The organism is Clostridium sp. BL-8 (assembly GCF_002006495.1).
Classification (GTDB): Bacteria; Bacillota; Clostridia; order Clostridiales; family Clostridiaceae; genus Clostridium.
In genome coordinates this window covers 16,705-35,271 of the sequence record NZ_LZZL01000004.1, presented here as the reverse complement: position 1 = coordinate 35,271, position 18,567 = coordinate 16,705, and the positions used below count along the sequence as shown (strand labels likewise).

Here is an 18,567-nt window from a genome sequence, read left to right as displayed (position 1 = left end):
TTAGCCCTCCTCCGATATCTTTTGTAGTATTGCTAATGCAAAAAACATAGTTATTATTGATGAACCTCCGGCACTAATAAGAGGCAATGTGATACCTGTTAATGGTATAACTGCAAACACGCCTCCAATTATAACTAAAACCTGACAAGCTATCATAGCACTAAAACCTACCGTATTAAGCATGGAAAATCTATCTGTAACTCTAAATGCGGCTCTCATTCCTCTATAGAAAAACAAGAAATATATTATCATAATTCCAAGACCAAATACCATTCCCAATTCTTCACATATTACTGCAAAAATTAAATCTGAAGTATTTACTGGTACAAAGCCTGGGTAGCCTTGGCCAAGTCCGCTTCCAAACATTCCACCTGAAGAAATTGAATATAATCCTTGAACTATTTGATATCCAGTTGTGTCTGAATACTTCCAAGGATTCTGCCATATTATTACTCTCTCTCTTACATGAGAAAACAATTTATATGATATTATAGATCCTAGAACGAATAGTACAAGTGTTATCAATACATATTTCTTCTTTCCAGTAGCAACATAGAGCATTGTTAATGCAATACCAAAGAATATTAAAGCTGATCCTAAGTCCTTTTGAATAACTAAACATCCAAGTGAATACATAACTACTAAAGCTGGCTGCCAAAGCTGCTTAAAATCCTCTATAATATTATTTTTGTCTTCATAATCATGTAAAGCTGCAGCCAAATATATCACAAAGGTTATCTTACCAAATTCCGATGGCTGAATACTAAATCCACCAATTGTAACCCAGTTAGTTGCACCATAAACTTCTTGATGTGCTAAAAGTGCTATTGGCATAATTAATAAAGTTGCTATCATATATATCTTCTTATATTTAACGAATTCCCTTATATCCGGGATCGCTACTACTAGAGCAATAAATATAACAACTCCTACTGCAAACAAAATCAATTGTTTAATAGATACGCTAGTATCTAACCTATATAATATAGCTATTCCTATAACTGACAATATACATGCAAATGTAATTAAAAATTTATCTCCCTGGGGATAAAACTTTCGTATTACAATCTGAGTAACTGTTATTAATACACATACTACTACTCCCATATATATAGCGCCTTTATCTAGTTGATCTTTTAATACTGCTAAATTAGTAAAAAGCGCCATACATAATAAATATGTCAAAACCAATAACTTTACTTCATCTCTTTTTATTTTCAATCCGTATCACCCCGTTATGTCTATTTCCTTGACATCTAAACCTTGCCTTAACTCATCAAAAACAATAATTATAAGTTATAATTATTGTTTTCATGTTTGATATCTATGTGTTTTTATCTTAAAATTTTAAAAACCGCTGTTCCAACCTTTATTTCATCTTTATTAGCTAATTTTGCTTTACCATTTAGCTTATTACCATTTAAATAAGTACCATTTGTACTATTCAAATCTTCTAAATATAACGTATCATTTCTCACTATAATCTTTGCATGACATCCCGAAACATGCTGATCTCCTAAAACAATTGAATTATTGTCTTTTCTACCTATTGTCAAATCTGATCTTATTGGAATTATAGCTCCCTCTTTTAAATCCCTGCTTTCTCCAGAACTTATTATTTCTAATCCATAATTTCCTTTTACCATAGGTGGTCTTCTCTTCTTACCACCATTCTTAACATCTCTATACATTATCTTTAATGCATAATATATTATTACATATAGTATAACAATAAAAACTACTCCAAAAATCCCAGCAATTATTTTTGAAAAACTCATATTTCCACCTCAATATATCTATTTCCATCTTTTAACAAGCATATGAAAAATAATTATTCTTAAATGCATACTTATTAAATTGTACATATAACTGTCTTACTAATGATTATACAATAAAAAAGTAAATATGGTATATTAAATACTTCTTAAAATTAAGCTTCTTAATTATTTTTTATATTATGATTTATGTAAAACACGTTCATACCATATTTTCTTTCATAATGCTTCAATTGTCAATTTTAAATTATTTATAATTAATCATTAGTCTTCTAATTACACTTTGTATATTACTTTTTCATACTTAGCTCACTAATTAAGGATTTTCTTTAGATATTTTCCTGTATATGATGCTTCAACCTCACAGAGTTCTTCTGGTGTACCTGTTTTTATGATAGTTCCTCCCTTATCTCCGCCTTCTGGACCTAAATCAATAAGATAATCTGCACACTTTATCATGTCTAAATTATGCTCGATTACAACTACAGTATTTCCCGCCTCTACTAACCTTTGAAGTATTTCTACTAATCTATTAACATCATCTATATGCAAACCTGTTGTTGGTTCATCTAATATATATAATGTCTTACCTGTACTTCTCTTTGACAATTCATATGCCAATTTTATTCTTTGAGCTTCTCCTCCTGATAATTGAGTTGATGGCTGGCCTAATCTGATATACCCAAGTCCAACATCATTTAATGTTCTTAATTTATTTTCAATTCTAGGTATATTCTCAAAGAACTTCAAGGCTTCTTCAACTGTCATATTTAGCACATCATCTATATTTTTGCCTTTATACTTAACTTCTAAAGTTTCTCTATTATATCTTTTTCCTTTACAAACTTCACATGGCACATATACATCTGATAAAAATTGCATTTCTATTTTAATTATTCCATCACCTGAACAAGCTTCGCATCTTCCACCTTTAACATTAAAACTGAACCTTCCTTGCTTATATCCTCTCATCTTAGCTTCTGTAGTTTGTGAAAATAATTCTCTTATTATATCAAAAGTACCTGTATATGTTGCTGGATTAGAACGCGGAGTTCTTCCTATGGGACTTTGGTTTATATCTATGATTTTATCTATATTTTCATATCCAGTTATTTCTTTATGATTACCCACTGGATTTTTACTTTTGTTAACCAATTTATTTAATCCCTTATAAAGTATTTCATTTACTAAAGTACTTTTTCCAGAACCCGAAACCCCTGTAACTATAGTTAAAGTCCCAAGAGGTATTGATATATTTACGTTCTTCAAATTATTTTCTTTCGCACCTATAACTTTTATATTTTGTCCATTTCCTTTTCTCCGTACTTTTGGTGTAGGAATTGATTTGCTTCCAGTTAAATATTGTCCTGTTATTGAGTCTTTGCACGCCTTTACTTCCTCCAAAGTTCCAGCAGCAACAACTTTTCCTCCATGTTCGCCTGCACCCGGGCCAATATCAACAATATAATCGGCTTCCTTCATAGTATCTTCATCATGTTCTACAACAATTACTGTATTTCCAACATCTCTTAAGTTCTTTAAAGTATGTATCAATCTGTCATTATCTCTTTGATGCAAGCCAATACTAGGCTCATCTAAAATATATAAAACTCCCATAAGCGCTGATCCTATTTGAGTTGCAAGCCTTATTCTTTGTGATTCTCCTCCTGATAAGGTTCCAGAACTTCTTGCTAGATTTAAGTAATCAAGACCAACATCTAATAAGAACTGTAATCTATTTTTAATTTCTTTTACAATCTGCTCACTAATAATTCTATTCTTTTCAGAGAATTCTATTCCATTTATGAAATCAAGCTCATCTTTTATTGACATGCTTGTAAATTCATATATGTTCTTTCCTCCAACAGTAACTGCTAATACTTCTTTTTTTAATCTAGCACCTTTGCATTTAGGGCAGAAATCATTACTCATATACTGCTCTATATCACCTTTTATAAGATCTGAGTTACTTTCTCTATATCTCCTGCTTAATGCATTAATTTCTCCTTCAAATGCATAATAATATGTCGATTTAACTCCATCTTTAATATATTTAACCTCAAGTCTCTTTCCTTCTGTACCATACAATAGTAAATCAACATGCTTTTTATCCAAATCCTTTATAGGTGTATTTAAATCTAATCCGTATTCTTTTGATAGTGCTTGAAGTATTGCATATGTCCAAGAATCATCCTTAAGTCTTCCACTTCCCCAGCTGGCTACAGCACCTTCCATAATGCTCAATTCCTTATTAGGGATAACTAATTTTTCATCAATCTCCATTAAAGTTCCAAGTCCATCACAATGATCACACTTCCCAAATGGAGCATTAAATGAAAATAATCTAGGTTCTAGTTCAGGAATACTTATTCCACAATCTGGGCAGGCAAAATTTTCGCTAAACAGGGTATCTTCACCATCAATAACACTTGCAATCACTAATCCTTCTGCCATTTTCAAGGCTGCTTCTATTGACTCTGTAAGCCTTCCTTCAATATCTTCTTTTATTACAATTCTATCTATAACTGCTTCAATATTGTGCTTCTTATTTTTATCCAATTTAACTTCTTCTTCAGTTAAATCATATATTTCTCCATCTATTCTGGCTCTTACAAAACCATTTTTCTTTATATTTTCTAGTACTTTTTCATGTGTTCCCTTTCGTCCTTTAATTATAGGAGCTAAAATTTGAAGTTTAGTTTTATCCCCAAAGCTCATAATTTTATCAACAATTTGATCCACAGATTGTTTAGTAATTTCTTTTCCACACTTAGGACAATGTGGAATACCTACTCTTGCATATAATAATCTTAAATAATCATATATTTCAGTTATTGTTCCAACCGTTGATCTTGGATTTTTGCTTGTTGTTTTTTGATCTATTGATATGGCTGGTGAAAGTCCTTCTATATACTCTACATTAGGTTTATCCATCTGCCCTAAAAACTGTCTTGCGTAAGAAGATAATGACTCTACATATCTCCTTTGACCTTCTGCATATAATGTATCAAAAGCCAAAGATGATTTACCTGAACCTGATAAGCCTGTGAATACAACTAATTTATCTCTTGGTATTTCTAAACTTACGTTTTTTAAATTATTAACTTTTGCACCCTTAATTATTATTTTATCGTTCATTACAACCCCCTGAAAATTTAGTTAACAATTAACAAATAATAGTTAACAGTTCTTATTCTTAATTCTTTACTTTTATTTAATACAATATTCCGATTTAAAATATTACTTACTAGCACCTTTTAGTTCATTTATAATATCTCTAAGTTCTGCTGCTCTTTCAAATTGAAGATTCTTTGCTGCAAGTAGCATTTCTTCTGTAAGATCCTTAATTAGCTTATCTTTTTCCTTCTTATTAAGCTTCTTCTTATCTCCAGCCTTATACTCTTCAATTTCTTCAGCTACCTTCGTAGCTTCTATTACATCTCTTACGTCCTTTATTATTGTTGTTGGAATTATTCCATTTCTATCATTGTAATCTTTTTGTATAGCTCTTCTTCTTTCAGTTTCCTTCATAGCTTTATCCATCGATTTTGTTATATTGTCAGCATACATTATAACTCTGCTTTCCGAATTTCTAGCTGCTCTTCCTATAGTTTGGATTAATGATGTCTCTGATCTTAAAAAACCTTCCTTATCAGCATCTAAAATCGCAACCAATGCAACTTCTGGTATGTCCAAACCTTCTCTCAAAAGATTTATTCCTACTAATACATCGTATTCTCCAAGTCTTAAGTCTCTTATAATTTTCATTCTTTCAATAGTATCAATATCCGAATGCATATAAGTAACCTTAATTCCAAGTTCAGTTAAATATTTAGTCAAATCTTCAGCCATACGCTTAGTTAAGGTTGTTATTAATGTCCTAAATCCACGTTCTGTAGTTGTTTTAATCTCTCCATACAAATCATCTATTTGTCCCTTTATTGGTTTTATAACAATCTCTGGATCAAGTAATCCTGTAGGCCTTATTATTTGTTCTGCAATTTCCTCTGAATTATCTATTTCATACGCAGCTGGTGTTGCACTTACAAAAACTATTTGGTTAATTTTCTTTTCGAATTCTTCAAATTTTAAAGGCCTATTATCATATGCACATGGAAGCCTAAATCCATAATCAACCAAAGTATTTTTTCTTGATCTATCTCCTGCATACATTGCTCTAACTTGTGGCAGAGTTACATGACTCTCATCAATAAACATCAAGAAGTCTTCTGGGAAGTAATCTATTAAAGTCTTAGGAGGCGTTCCAGGCCCTCTTCCATCTAATATTCTTGAGTAATTCTCAATTCCGCTGCAATAACCCATTTCCTTTATCATTTCAATATCAAAATTGGTTCTCTGTCTCAATCTCTGTGCTTCCAAAAGCTTATCTTGAGCATTAAGTTCCCTAAGTCTTTCTTCTAACTCCCCTTCAATTGTTCCAATTGCCTTATCGATAGTTTCCCTAGAAGTTGCAAAGTGGGATGCTGGAGTTATTGCAACATGATTTCTTTCTCCAAGGATACTTCCCGTCAACACATCAAATTCTCTTATTCTATCAATTTCGTCTCCAAAAAATTCAATCCTAATTCCTTTATTAGAATATGAAGCTGGAATTATATCTAAGGAATCTCCCCTAACTCTAAAAGTACCTCTAGAAAAATCTATATCATTTCTCTCATATTGAATTTCTATGAGTTTCTTTATAATGTCATCTCTTTCTCTCTGCATGCCAGTCCTAAGACTTATTGTTAATTTTTTATATTCATCTGGATTACCAAGACCATATATACACGAAACAGATGCAACAATTATTACATCTCTTCTTTCAAAAAGAGCGGAAGTCGCTGAATGCCTTAACTTATCTATTTCATCATTTATAGATGCATCCTTCTCTATAAATGTATCCGTTTGAGGTACATATGCTTCAGGTTGATAATAGTCATAATATGATACAAAGTATTCGACTATATTATCTGGAAAAAACTCTTTAAATTCCGAACATAACTGTGCTGCTAAAGTTTTGTTATGGGCTAAAATCAAAGTAGGCCTTTGAAGTTTTTCAATAATATTCGCCATAGTAAATGTTTTTCCTGAACCAGTTACCCCAAGCAAGGTCTGTCCTCTGTTACTATGTTTTATTGAATCAACCAACTTATCAATAGCTTGTGGCTGATCTCCTGTAGGTTTAAATTTAGAATGTATTTTAAATTCTCCCATGATTATGCCTCCTTCTCGAACAGATATTCGCATCATATGTATATTTTACTTTTCAATAGATGTTAAGTCAACAAATTATCCAGTTAATTTTCTAATTAATTATTTCTTCTAATTATGATCTTAAAGTTAAAATATTATAATTGCTTAAAGAAAAAAGTGGCTATGCCACCTTCTCTGATTATAATTTCTTATTTTCATTTTTATCATCACTAATCTTATCTTTTGAATCTTTAAGATCACTTAAAACACTACTAAAGCTATTCTCATTAACTGGGACAACCTCTTCCTTATTTATATTTCTAGGAACTAATAAAATTCCAAGTCTTGATTTCTTATCGTGCCTAAATTCAATATCACGTATGATTCCATTAGAATCCTTTATTTTCAAACTTGCATTATATAAGTTTTTCTTTATAATCGAATACACATCTGACTCTGAATTAATATTCGTCCCATTAATTGATATAAGCTTATCTTGAATGCTAATTCCAAATTCTCTAATCTTAGAATCTGATGCAATTTCTAAAATCGTCAGTCCCTCTTCATCACTCACAAATTTTGGACTTCTCTTATTCTCATTTCTCACCTGATATCTTAACATAAATTCATGAGCTGCAGGCATGAAAATTATACCCAGTATTTCACCCAGTATTCCAAATCTAGCAGTTTGAGCCACAATAGTTAATATTACCCCATAAATTAAAATGTACAATCCCGAAGATATTGCTTTTCCTCTTTTACTCCTCGTAAATGTAACTGATGAATATCCAAGCATCGTGTAGAAAGGAAATATTGATATTACACTGCTGGCTAGTAAAATCAAATTTGATGGTGTGCTCAGCAATGGCCACCAACTTGGACTTTGTATTATTTCTGTAGAATAATCTATTGAAGAATTATTCATAGAAATTGCAATCATTATGGCTACAGGCAATACCCAATATCTTTTTAGCGCATATCCACCTAGAATCTTCCCATCTTTATTTGTAAATACAGGAATCGCACCTCTGTCTCCATCTAGCATTACTAGTATGCCTTCAATAATATGAAAGATTCCTATAAACGTTATTAAACCAAGTATATCAATGTCCAATATTAAGTTGCCTAAATATTGCGAACTAAATTCATTTACTAATTTAATTAAAATACTTATAGCTCCTAAAATAGCTCCAGAATATGAAAAGCATATTAGCCTTGGTTTTGCAAAAGCTAATAATATCGATATAAAGAACAGAAACATTATCCCTGAATTTTCAGTAAAAACTATGCCTAAACTTGAGAAAATCAAGCTTCCTATACTTCCGCCTAAAATTCCAAAAACAAGTTGAGATAGTGTAAGTTCAACGGATGAATTTACACTACCTCCCAAAATCAATTTTTGCATTGCTATTATTTTTTTATTTTTAAGATATAGAATTACCATTAGGATTATTAGCAGAAAAGCTAATGGGGGAGTTACTATTGCTCCTGCCACATTCCTTAGCGTATATATAAATAGACTCATTTTATTTCCCCCTACTGTATCTTTTCCTCTATTTTTTGGATTGCTGTCTTTAATTGCTCATCTGAATTCTTATCATATCCTTTTTCATCTATACCTACTGGTGTGGTTACTTGAAAATCAGGTGTTATTCCCTTTTGATGAATGTTTTCACCATTTGGCGTATAATACTTAGAGGTAGTCACCTTAAGACCACCAATTCCATTATCAAATTTAAATGATTGTTGAACTATCCCTTTTCCAAAAGTTGTTTTACCCACGATTGTTGCAATTCCATAATCCCTTAGCGCACCTGTAACTACTTCTGACGCACTTGCACTGTTTTCATTAACTAAAAGAACTAATGGAATATCTTCGGCATCCCCACCAACTGATAAGGAATCATTTCTATTGTCATATTTATCAATAGTATAGGTTATTATCTTTCCTTTTGGTATAAATTGAGATGCAACTCCAACAGCTTCACTTAACAGCCCTCCTGGATTTTCTCTCAAATCCAATATCATACCTTTCATGCCTTGACCTTTTAGCTCATCAACCGTATTTTTAAAATCTTCTGCTGTGTTCTCATTCATAAAAGTTTTTATACGAATATACCCTATTGAAGAATCCAGCATATTGCCTTCCACTGATTCAATCTTTACTTTTTCAGGAACTATATTCACATCAAAGTCTTCTTGTTCAGCTCTTTTAATGGTTAATTTTATCTCCGAACCGTTAGCTTGCGCAATCATAGACGTTGTTTTATCCAAATCATCACCAGAAACGTCTACATCATTTATTTTTTCTATTATATCATTTTCCTGCAAACCTGCCGTGTCAGCTGGCGCTCCTTTAACTACTTCTAAAATTACAACTTTTCCATCTTTCAAAGCTACGGTTACACCTATCCCAGTGATGCTTCCATTGCTTTGTTTCATGAAATCTTCATACTCTTCTTCATTCATAAATACTGTGTATTTATCTCCTAACGAGCTGGTCATACCTTTAATTGCACCTTCTAAAAGAGCGTTGTCATCAATGTCACCATCATATTTTTCAAGCAGCTTATCTCTAACTGTAAAAAGTGCTGAATACTTACTCTTATCATTAATTTGTTCTGCAGTACTTTCAACTTGCGAAGATGGAGTCTTCACTAAAAATATTCCCTTTGTGGCCATGTAGTTTCCTGCATATAATGAGATAAAACTAATGATTCCTATAAAAGCGATAATACCAACAAAATAAATTATTGATATTATCCCACTTCTCTTTTTTCTACTATTTGCAAATATATATCTTCTTGAGTCCTTCACCTATAAAGACTTCCTTTCATATGCATTATAAACATAATCCCACTTTGATATCTTTATAGACAAACTGGATTATCATGCAAGTTTTAGATTTTATGGTGTTAGATTTTATTCCCTATATTCTATGATTATACTTATTTGCAAAAATTATACCACCAAGAACTTTCTTAATGCAATTATACTAGCAAGTCCACCAATTACAATTCCACCAATCATAAATTGCCATGATAATATTGTTAAAATATATGTCACTGGTACCAAACTTATAAACACTAATTGTTTAGATATCCATCCAACCAAAGCATTATATGCAACTAATAACGCTCCGCACGCCAAAATTGCTCCTATTAGACCTATTACCATACCTTCTATAACAAACGGCCATCTAATAAACCAGTCAGTGGCCCCTACAAATTTCATAATCCCAACTTCTCTTCTTCTTGAATATACTGTTAATTTAGTTGTATTCATTATTAAGAAAACTGAAACTCCTATTAGTATTACAAATAATACAGCTCCAACTAACTTTATTCCTTTTACTATTCCTACAATCTTATTGACAAGCTCTTGTTGATCCCCTATACTTTCAATTCCTTGAAGATCCTTTATTCCATCAGCTACAGCTGACGCATATTCTGGAGATTCTAGTTTTACCGTAAATGATGCATTAAATGGATTATTTTGCAATGTATATCCTTTTAATAACCCATCATTATCGTTTGTCGTATTTTGGAAATTGTTGAATTCATCTTCCTTAGATTGATATACTACATCCTTAACGCCATCAATTTCTCTTAACTTAATCTCAATCTCTCTTTGATCTATTAGTTTTATGTCATCTTTCAGAAAAACCTTTAATTCTACTTTACTTTGTACGTTATCAATTCCTTTATTTATATTGCTAGCCATTAACAAAAATATTCCCAATACAAAAAAGGTTATAAGAACAGTAACCACTGAAGCAATACTAATAGTTTTATTTCTTTTTAAACTTTTAAACGCGTCTTTAATAAAATGGATAATAGTATTAATTTTCATCTTCGTACTTACCTCTCTTCTCGTCTCTAGCAACTTCCCCTTTTTCAATAGCTATAACTCTTTTTTTCATATAGTCAACAATTTCTTTAGCATGAGTGGCCATTAAGACAGTAGTTCCAGACTTGTTTATATCCTCAAGTAATGACATTATTTCTCTTGCGGTATCTGGATCTAAATTACCTGTGGGCTCATCTGCTATTAGCACAGATGGATTATTAACTAACGCCCTTGCTAAGGAAACTCTTTGTTGTTCTCCTCCTGATAACTCATTAGGGAACATTTTATATTTGTGAGATAATCCTACTAAAGACAGTACCATTGGGACTCTTCTTCTTATATCTTTTGGTGGTGCTTCTACAACCCTCATTGCAAACGCAACATTCTCATATACATTAAGACTTGGTATTAATCTAAAATCCTGATATACCATTCCTATCTTTCTTCTATAATAAGGTATTTGCTTTCTTGTAATTGCTGATAGATCCTTGTCTCCAACTATAACTTTCCCATTAGTAGGTTCAATTTCTTTTAGAAGCATTTTTATGAAAGTAGATTTTCCCGATCCACTTGGTCCTACCAAAAATACAAATTCTCCTGCTTCTATCTCGACATTAATATCCGACAAAGCTTTTACATTATTGTCATAAACTTTAGATATTCCTCTAAATTCGATCATATTTAAACACTCCTTCTTTATTGCATATCCCACAAATTAATTATAAAACCTACAAAATCAATTATAACATAATAATACCTCCTAATGTTGTACAAATTTATTAAATATTAATCCATTATTGACAATTATTATGTTTTGTGTATAACATACCATTCCATTGGCAAGTCCAGCTTTTTAAGTTGAAGGTACCTTATAGAACCTACGATTTAATCAATGAGCAAAATATTAATAATTGAAAAACTTACCCTAGTTTATAATTCATGGTTTACAGTTGCGAGCTAAGAGTTAAGAATAAAAAACGTCTGACTCCTCAAAAACATATATTTCAGAAATCCCTGAAGGGGAAAGGTCATGCTCCAAATCTTGTATTTTTTCAGCAGAACTTTCTCTTTTAGCTTCATCCTTAACTTGTCACTTATATCTTATCAGTTATAACTATCAAAGACAGAAGTTTAATGTTACCAATTTAGTTTATACGTTAAATATCTATAATTTTACTTTAAATCATTAAATCCTTCCCCGAGTACTTCATGAACTTCTCCTACTGTTATAAAAGCTTCAGGATCTATCTGTTTTATAAACTTCTTTAATTTTATAAATTCATTTCTGCTTAGAACTGCATAAAGAATATTATTCTCTTTTCCTGTATATGCTCCTACTCCAGTTAGAAATGTACATCCTCTATCTAATGTATCTATTATATATCTACTTATCTCATAATTATTATTGCTGATAATAAATATACTTTTACACGCATTAAATCCTTCTATAACTCTATCAATTAGTACCCCAAGCAATATTATACTTAACATGGAATACAATGCCACATCTACACCAAACACAAGTGCACTTACAAGTGTTATTACAAAATCAACCGCTAATAAAGATTTCCCTATTTCTAAATGAAAAAATATATTTAGCATTTTAGCTAATATATCTGTTCCTCCAGTTGATGCATTTTCATTAAATACAAGAGCCATTCCAATAGCTGAAATTAGCGCTCCAAATATAGTAGCTATCATCAAATCGTGTGTTATAGCTACTGGATTCAAGAACCTTTCAATTGCCCATATCATTATAGATAACCCTAAGCTTGCATAAATAGTTTTTACTCCAAACTTACCATCTATAAATATGACTGCAACTATAAATAATAATCCATTCAAAACAAAGCTTATCACACCTATTGATAGGGTTGGGATAACTGCATTCAGAATTATTGCTATTCCTGTAACGCCTCCTGCAGCAATATTATTGGGTGCATAGAAGTATTCAATTGCAAATGCAACTAAAATTATTCCAAAGGTTATTATGCTATACTCCTTAAGTTTTGATGTTTTCATTTTATCTTCCCCTTTACATTTCTATTAATATTAAAATTTTCCTTCCTAGTTTTCCTTGTTTATTTTGCATTATTCAAAAATAAAAAAAGTACAGGATGTAACTATTCTGCAAAGCCACAATCCTGCACTTTTATTATTCAATATTTAATTAATTCTACATTTAATCTTAAATGACTTCTTACGAGTAAGAACTCAAGATTGTGTTACTTCTTCAAAGAAATAGCCTTTTTACTATGCTCTACTATGGCTTCTACTGTTAAACCATAAGCTTTTAAAAGCTCGTTTGGCTTTCCACTTTCACCAAAAGTATCTTTTATTCCAACCTTTAAAACTGGAACTGGACACTCTTCAGCTGTTACTTCGGCAACAGCTGAACCTAATCCGCCAATTATACTATGTTCTTCTGCTGTAACTATGGCTTTAGTTTCTTTAGCAGCTTTAACTAATAGTTCCTTATCGATTGGTTTTATTGTATGTATATTTATTACTCTAGCATTAATTCCATCCTTTGACAAGACTTCTTTAGCTTCTAATGCTAATTCAACCATCATTCCTGTTGCAACTATGGTAACATCATTACCTTCTGATAATGTTATACCTTTGCCAATTTCAAACTTATAACTTTCTGCATCATTTATAGTACTTACTGCTAATCTTCCTAATCTTACATAGCAAGGTCCTTTGTATTCTGCTATAGCTAATATTGCTGCTTCTGTTTCTACTGCATCCGCTGGATTAATTACTGTCATATTAGGAATGCTTCTCATTAATGATATATCTTCAATTGATTGATGAGTAGCTCCATCTTCTCCAACTGTTAATCCTGCATGAGTTGCACAGATTTTAACATTTAAATTAGGGTAACATATAGAATTTCTAATTTGTTCAAAAGCTCTTCCAGCTGCAAACATTGCAAAAGTGCTGGCAAATGGAATCTTTCCACAAGTTGAAAGACCTGCTGCAACTCCCATCATATTTGCTTCTGCTATTCCCATATTTATGAATCTTTCTGGTGAAACAGCTTTAAATTCTGCTGTCTTAGTAGATTTTGATAAATCCGCATCCAATACTACAACATCTTTATTTAAATTTGAAAGTTTCACCAATGCTTTACCATATGCTTCTCTAGTTGCTACTTTATTCCCCATTAGTTTATTCCTCCAATTTCCTTTAATGCTTGCTCACATTGTTCTTTATTAGGAGCTGCTCCATGCCATCCTGCATTATTTTCCATGAATGAAACACCTTTTCCTTTTATTGTATTACATATTACAACAGTTGGTTTTCCTTTAAATTCTCTAGCCTTTGCGATTGCATCTATGATTTCATCATAATTATGGCCATCTATAGTTAATACATTCCAACCAAAGGCCTCAAATTTTTTATCTATTGGCCCTGGATTCATTACATCTTCTATATTACCATCTATTTGTAATCCATTATTGTCTACAAATGCAGTCAAGTTGTCTAATTTATAATGAGCTGCTGACATTGATGCTTCCCAAACCTGACCTTCTTCAAGCTCTCCATCACCTAAAACTGCATATACTCTATAGTCTTTTTTATCAAGCTTTCCTGCTAATGCCATTCCTACAGCTGCTGAGATACCTTGCCCTAAAGAACCTGTAGACATATCAATCCCTGGCAGATCATTCATATTAGGATGTCCTTGTAATCTTGAACCAGTTTTTCTTAGAGTATTTAATTCCTCTACTCCAAAATATCCTTTTCTAGCTAAAGCGCTATATAACGCTGGCGCTGCATGTCCTTTTGATAAAACAAATCTATCTCTATCAGGATCATTTTGCTTAGATACATCTATATTCATTTCTTTAAAGAATAATACTGCCATAACATCAGTTATTGATAAAGATCCTCCTGGATGTCCTGATGCTGATTCTGTGAGCATAGATACTATATCTCTTCTCATTAGCTTTGAAACTTCTTCAAGTTTGTATTCATTATTCATTACACAACCCCCTGTTATTAATCTATTTGAACATTTAATATTATGTTTCCTTTTTAACATAATTATTCTAACACAGAAATTATCATTTGTATACTCTATTTAAATATGTGATATACTTTTTATATTTATTTTTTATATAATACAACATGTTTATATAAAAAGAGTAGCATAAATTTCATTTATACCACTCTTCTTCTTCACCATAAATATTAAAATCAAAATTTAATCCTACCACCAATTAGGCACTTATTAAATAAAATTAAATATATATTCAACTTTGGTCATTGAATTAGCTCTTCACTTTGACCTCTGAATAATTTTCTATTCATTTCTTACATTAACTTAAGTTCAAGCTTACTGCTAATGCCTTATCAACCTTCTTCATGTCAGCTTCAGTCATATGTCCAATTTTTTCTTTTAATCTTCTCTTATCTAATGTTCTTATTTGTTCTAGTAAGACAACAGAATCTCTATTTAATCCATATTCCTCTGATGAAATCTCAACATGAATGGGAAGTTTTGCTTTATTTATTTGTGATGTTATTGCGGCAACAATAACCGTAGGACTATATCTATTTCCAATATCATTTTGTATTATAATAACAGGTCTTATGCCACCTTGCTCCGAACCTATAACTGGACTTAAATCCGCATAAAAAATTTCCCCTCTTTTTACTACAATGTTTGCCATTTTTAATTAATCACACTCCGCAAATCCATGCCTCATACTCATTAACATCATCTAACATATATTCAAAACCTAATTTAGAATATTCTAAGTTTATTTCAGCCATTTCTTGATAACCTTTTTTCATTAGCTCTTCAAAGTCCGCCGAAATTCCTTCGTTAATATATTGTATTAACGATTTCTCCATAATTCCACTACTTTTTCTAATTTTCTTGTTTTCTATATTTCTACTTTTTTTATTCTTCGCGCTATTTAGACTATTTATTGACATAGTTCCGCCTCCATAGTAGTAAAAAGTTTTTCTAACTATGATTATATTGCAAATTATGTCAATTTGTCAAAGGATTTGTATAATTAATTTTACATATCATACATGCCCTTTTTTATTTAACTCTAAATTCTTTTACAATCTATATGTACTTTAATTGATACATTCTACTTAGGTACATCCTCTTTTAATGTTAATGCTTGGCCTGATTTTATTTAGTATTTTTTTGAATTTAAAACAAATTATCATTTAAATTTTTTTCTTTTTTAAAATCTTTATAAGTTATCAATATTCTTTCTTTATCATTATCATCTAAAATTTTTAATAGAACTGGAACTTTCTTATTTTTATCTATATAAAATTCAGCCTTATTTAAGTGCTTATTTTTATTATTATATTCTATATCTACCTGCAAATATACTCCATCACCCCATTCAGCTTTCACTTCTTTAATATCTCCGCTCTGTGGATTTGATAATATATTTTCTATGAATGCTAGCGGATAGATTACATCTATATCCTTATCAAGTGTAAACTCTTCATCCTCCCCTTGTACTTTAATTTCCCCTCCTTTATAAACTTTAACTCGCTTGTATCCATCATTAAATTCTATCCGCGAACCCTTTCCCAAGCTATAATATTGCATTGTGCTCTCCTTAGATTCTGATTTTGAATTTATGAATGAATACTCTACTTTACTGCTATAACATTTAGTATTCTTTAAATCATTAACTATATCTTCATCCGAGGGCATAATGACATGCCTGCATAAAACGATTAACAAGATTATAAATATTGGAATAAGTATAAGTATTCCAGCTATTAAAGCTTTATTATTTAAAAGTTTTTTTAAATACATAAGTCCTCCAAAGTTTTATTACTATGTATACTATTTATGAAAACTTTGAGACTTTTATTCTTAATTAAGTAATAATACTGTTAATTTCTTTAGGTAATTCATCTATAATATCTCTTGCATTTACTATGTAAACTTCTTTGCCTAACCTATCCGCTATATTCCCATGAATATATGCACCTAAAAGAACTGATTGTTCTAAATTAACTCCCTGTGAAAGAAATGCATTTATTATTCCAGTTAACGCGTCTCCCATACCTCCCGATGCCATTTTACTATTACCGGTAGGATTTATATAAATATACTTTCCATTTGAAATCACAGTATTATATCCTTTTAATAGCACAACTATCCCATATTGCTTTGCAACTTCTTTGGCTATTTTAATTCTATTTGATTCTACCTCATCAATAGTCACTCCAAGAAATTGTGCCATTTCACCTGGATGTGGAGTAATAATTGCCCTGCCTCTTAATTTATCTAATAAAGATTTATTTCTTCCTAATAAAATAATCCCATCTGCATCAATAACAATTGGGCATTTACTTTCATTTATAATTTTCTCCAGCATATTCATCTCTCTATCGCCAGTTCCAACTCCAGGTCCAAAAGCAATAGTCGCTGCATTCCTTAATAACTTACCTACATCCTCATTCCAAGTTAATGTCATAGCTTCTAGTATTCTACCTGCTAGTACTGATTGAACCTCTTCCTTACATATTAATGTAGTCAATCCAGCTCCTGCCCTAATAGTACATTCCGTTGTAATCAAAGCTGCACCTGTAAATCCTTTTCTTCCCGCTACAATCAATGCTCTGCCATAATTGCCCTTATGTCCATACACGAGCCTTTTTGGAAGAAATCCTTTGTATTCCTTTTCTTCAAGAATATAAAACCTCTCAGAATTACTCTTTTTTATTTGCTCTGGTATTCCTATTTTTAATATCTTTAAAGTTCCGACACAATTAATCGCTTCATAATTTAAAAATCCTTGCTTAACAACTTCAAATGTATATGTAATATTTGCATGTACGGCAATTCCTCTCTCTTTCCCTGAATCACTATCCAAGCCAGATGGAATATCAATAGCTGTAACTAACTTTGCATAATAATTTATATGCTCTATTATTTTTTTAAACATTCCTTCTAAATCTCTATTAAGACCAACCCCAAAAATTCCATCAACCACTACATCGTAATTTTTCAAATCATCGATTACATCATCATTTATGTCATCTTCTGACTTTATGAACACAAGATCTTTTTTATCAATTAATTTCTCTAAGATATTAAAATTAACTCTAAAATCATTTGTATAACTTTTATCTTTGCTAACAATATAAACCTTTACCCTTTTTCCGGCAAATACCAAATGTCTGCATAATGCTAATGCATCGCCTCCATTATTGCCCTTACCACATAAAATTAAAAATGATTCTCCCTTTTCTACCACTTCTTTAAATATTCCTATTGCAGCATTTTCCATAAGCACAATTCCAGGTATTCCAATTTCCTCAATGCTCTGTCTATCCATTTCCTTGCATTGTTTAGCCGAAAAAACTTCATACATTATATTACCTCCATTACTGCATAGGCAATTGCATTTTCCTTACTATGTGAAATACTAATATGGATATTGAATTCTTTTATGCCTATCAGCTTATAAAGCTTATCACTAAGATGCACAACTGGCTTTCCCAATGAATCTCGTAATATTTCAATATCTTTAAGTCCAAATCCTCTAAAACCAGTTCCTAATGCTTTACTGACAGCTTCCTTGGCTGCAAAATTACCTGCAATTATATTACTTTTGAGTCCTTTTGAGTTGAAATATTCAATTTCACTATTAGTAAATGATTTTATAATAAAATTTTTTGTTCTATTTACTGCTTTCTCTATTCTATTGATTTCTATTATATCTGTGCCAATTCCAATAATCATATT

General features: G+C 31.2%; 16 protein-coding genes. All 16 read right to left on the bottom strand.

The window, feature by feature from the left end; all coding sequences use genetic code 11:
- Nucleotides 1–1,221, bottom strand: a complete 1,221-nt coding sequence (locus CLOBL_RS01570) for an FtsW/RodA/SpoVE family cell cycle protein (protein ID WP_077857386.1) — start codon at nt 1,219–1,221, stop codon at nt 1–3.
- Between the two features lie 113 nt (nt 1,222–1,334).
- The gene (locus CLOBL_RS01565) at nt 1,335–1,778 is read right to left on the bottom strand and encodes an FHA domain-containing protein (RefSeq protein WP_009172928.1); all 444 of its coding nucleotides are present in this window, start codon (nt 1,776–1,778) and stop codon (nt 1,335–1,337) included.
- 309 nt (nt 1,779–2,087) lie between these two features.
- Nucleotides 2,088–4,913, bottom strand: coding sequence for an excinuclease ABC subunit UvrA (uvrA, locus tag CLOBL_RS01560; RefSeq protein WP_077857385.1), 2,826 nt, complete (start codon nt 4,911–4,913; stop codon nt 2,088–2,090).
- 102 nt (nt 4,914–5,015) lie between these two features.
- Nucleotides 5,016–6,992: an excinuclease ABC subunit UvrB gene (gene uvrB / locus CLOBL_RS01555; RefSeq protein WP_077857384.1), complete on the bottom strand. Its 1,977-nt coding sequence runs from the start codon at nt 6,990–6,992 to the stop codon at nt 5,016–5,018.
- A 178-nt stretch (nt 6,993–7,170) separates the two neighbouring features.
- Nucleotides 7,171–8,496, bottom strand: coding sequence for a signal protein PDZ (locus tag CLOBL_RS01550; RefSeq protein WP_077857383.1), 1,326 nt, complete (start codon nt 8,494–8,496; stop codon nt 7,171–7,173).
- An 11-nt stretch (nt 8,497–8,507) separates the two neighbouring features.
- A complete protein-coding gene (locus CLOBL_RS01545; protein ID WP_077857382.1) occupies nt 8,508–9,788 on the bottom strand; it encodes a S41 family peptidase in 1,281 nt (426 codons plus the stop codon).
- Between the two features lie 144 nt (nt 9,789–9,932).
- Nucleotides 9,933–10,823 carry a permease-like cell division protein FtsX gene (gene ftsX, locus CLOBL_RS01540; RefSeq protein WP_009172933.1) on the bottom strand — a complete coding sequence of 297 codons (891 nt, stop codon included), beginning with the start codon at nt 10,821–10,823 and terminating at the stop codon, nt 9,933–9,935.
- Nucleotides 10,813–11,499, bottom strand: a complete 687-nt coding sequence (ftsE, locus tag CLOBL_RS01535; protein ID WP_009172934.1) for a cell division ATP-binding protein FtsE — start codon at nt 11,497–11,499, stop codon at nt 10,813–10,815. Before ftsE ends, ftsX begins: the two co-directional genes overlap by 11 nt.
- 494 nt (nt 11,500–11,993) lie before the next feature.
- Entirely contained in the window at nt 11,994–12,842 is an 849-nt protein-coding gene (locus CLOBL_RS01530; protein ID WP_077857381.1) for a YitT family protein, read from the bottom strand.
- A 203-nt stretch (nt 12,843–13,045) separates the two neighbouring features.
- A complete protein-coding gene (locus tag CLOBL_RS01525) occupies nt 13,046–13,990 on the bottom strand; it encodes a transketolase family protein (protein WP_077857380.1) in 945 nt (314 codons plus the stop codon).
- Nucleotides 13,990–14,811: a transketolase gene (locus CLOBL_RS01520; protein ID WP_077857379.1), complete on the bottom strand. Its 822-nt coding sequence runs from the start codon at nt 14,809–14,811 to the stop codon at nt 13,990–13,992. The genes CLOBL_RS01525 and CLOBL_RS01520 overlap by 1 nt, the downstream gene beginning before the upstream one ends.
- Nucleotides 14,812–15,148: 337 nt before the next feature.
- Entirely contained in the window at nt 15,149–15,502 is a 354-nt protein-coding gene (locus tag CLOBL_RS01515; RefSeq protein ID WP_009172938.1) for a type II toxin-antitoxin system PemK/MazF family toxin, read from the bottom strand.
- Nucleotides 15,503–15,512: 10 nt separating this feature from the next.
- Entirely contained in the window at nt 15,513–15,770 is a 258-nt protein-coding gene (locus CLOBL_RS01510) for a hypothetical protein (protein ID WP_009172939.1), read from the bottom strand.
- 229 nt (nt 15,771–15,999) lie between these two features.
- Nucleotides 16,000–16,626: a germination lipoprotein GerS-related protein gene (locus tag CLOBL_RS01505; protein ID WP_077857378.1), complete on the bottom strand. Its 627-nt coding sequence runs from the start codon at nt 16,624–16,626 to the stop codon at nt 16,000–16,002.
- A gap of 64 nt (nt 16,627–16,690) precedes the next feature.
- Nucleotides 16,691–18,193, bottom strand: coding sequence for an NAD(P)H-hydrate dehydratase (locus CLOBL_RS01500; protein ID WP_077857377.1), 1,503 nt, complete (start codon nt 18,191–18,193; stop codon nt 16,691–16,693).
- Nucleotides 18,193–18,564, bottom strand: coding sequence for a holo-ACP synthase (gene acpS, locus CLOBL_RS01495; protein ID WP_077857376.1), 372 nt, complete (start codon nt 18,562–18,564; stop codon nt 18,193–18,195). Before acpS ends, CLOBL_RS01500 begins: the two co-directional genes overlap by 1 nt.
- Nucleotides 18,565–18,567 lie beyond the last annotated feature (3 nt).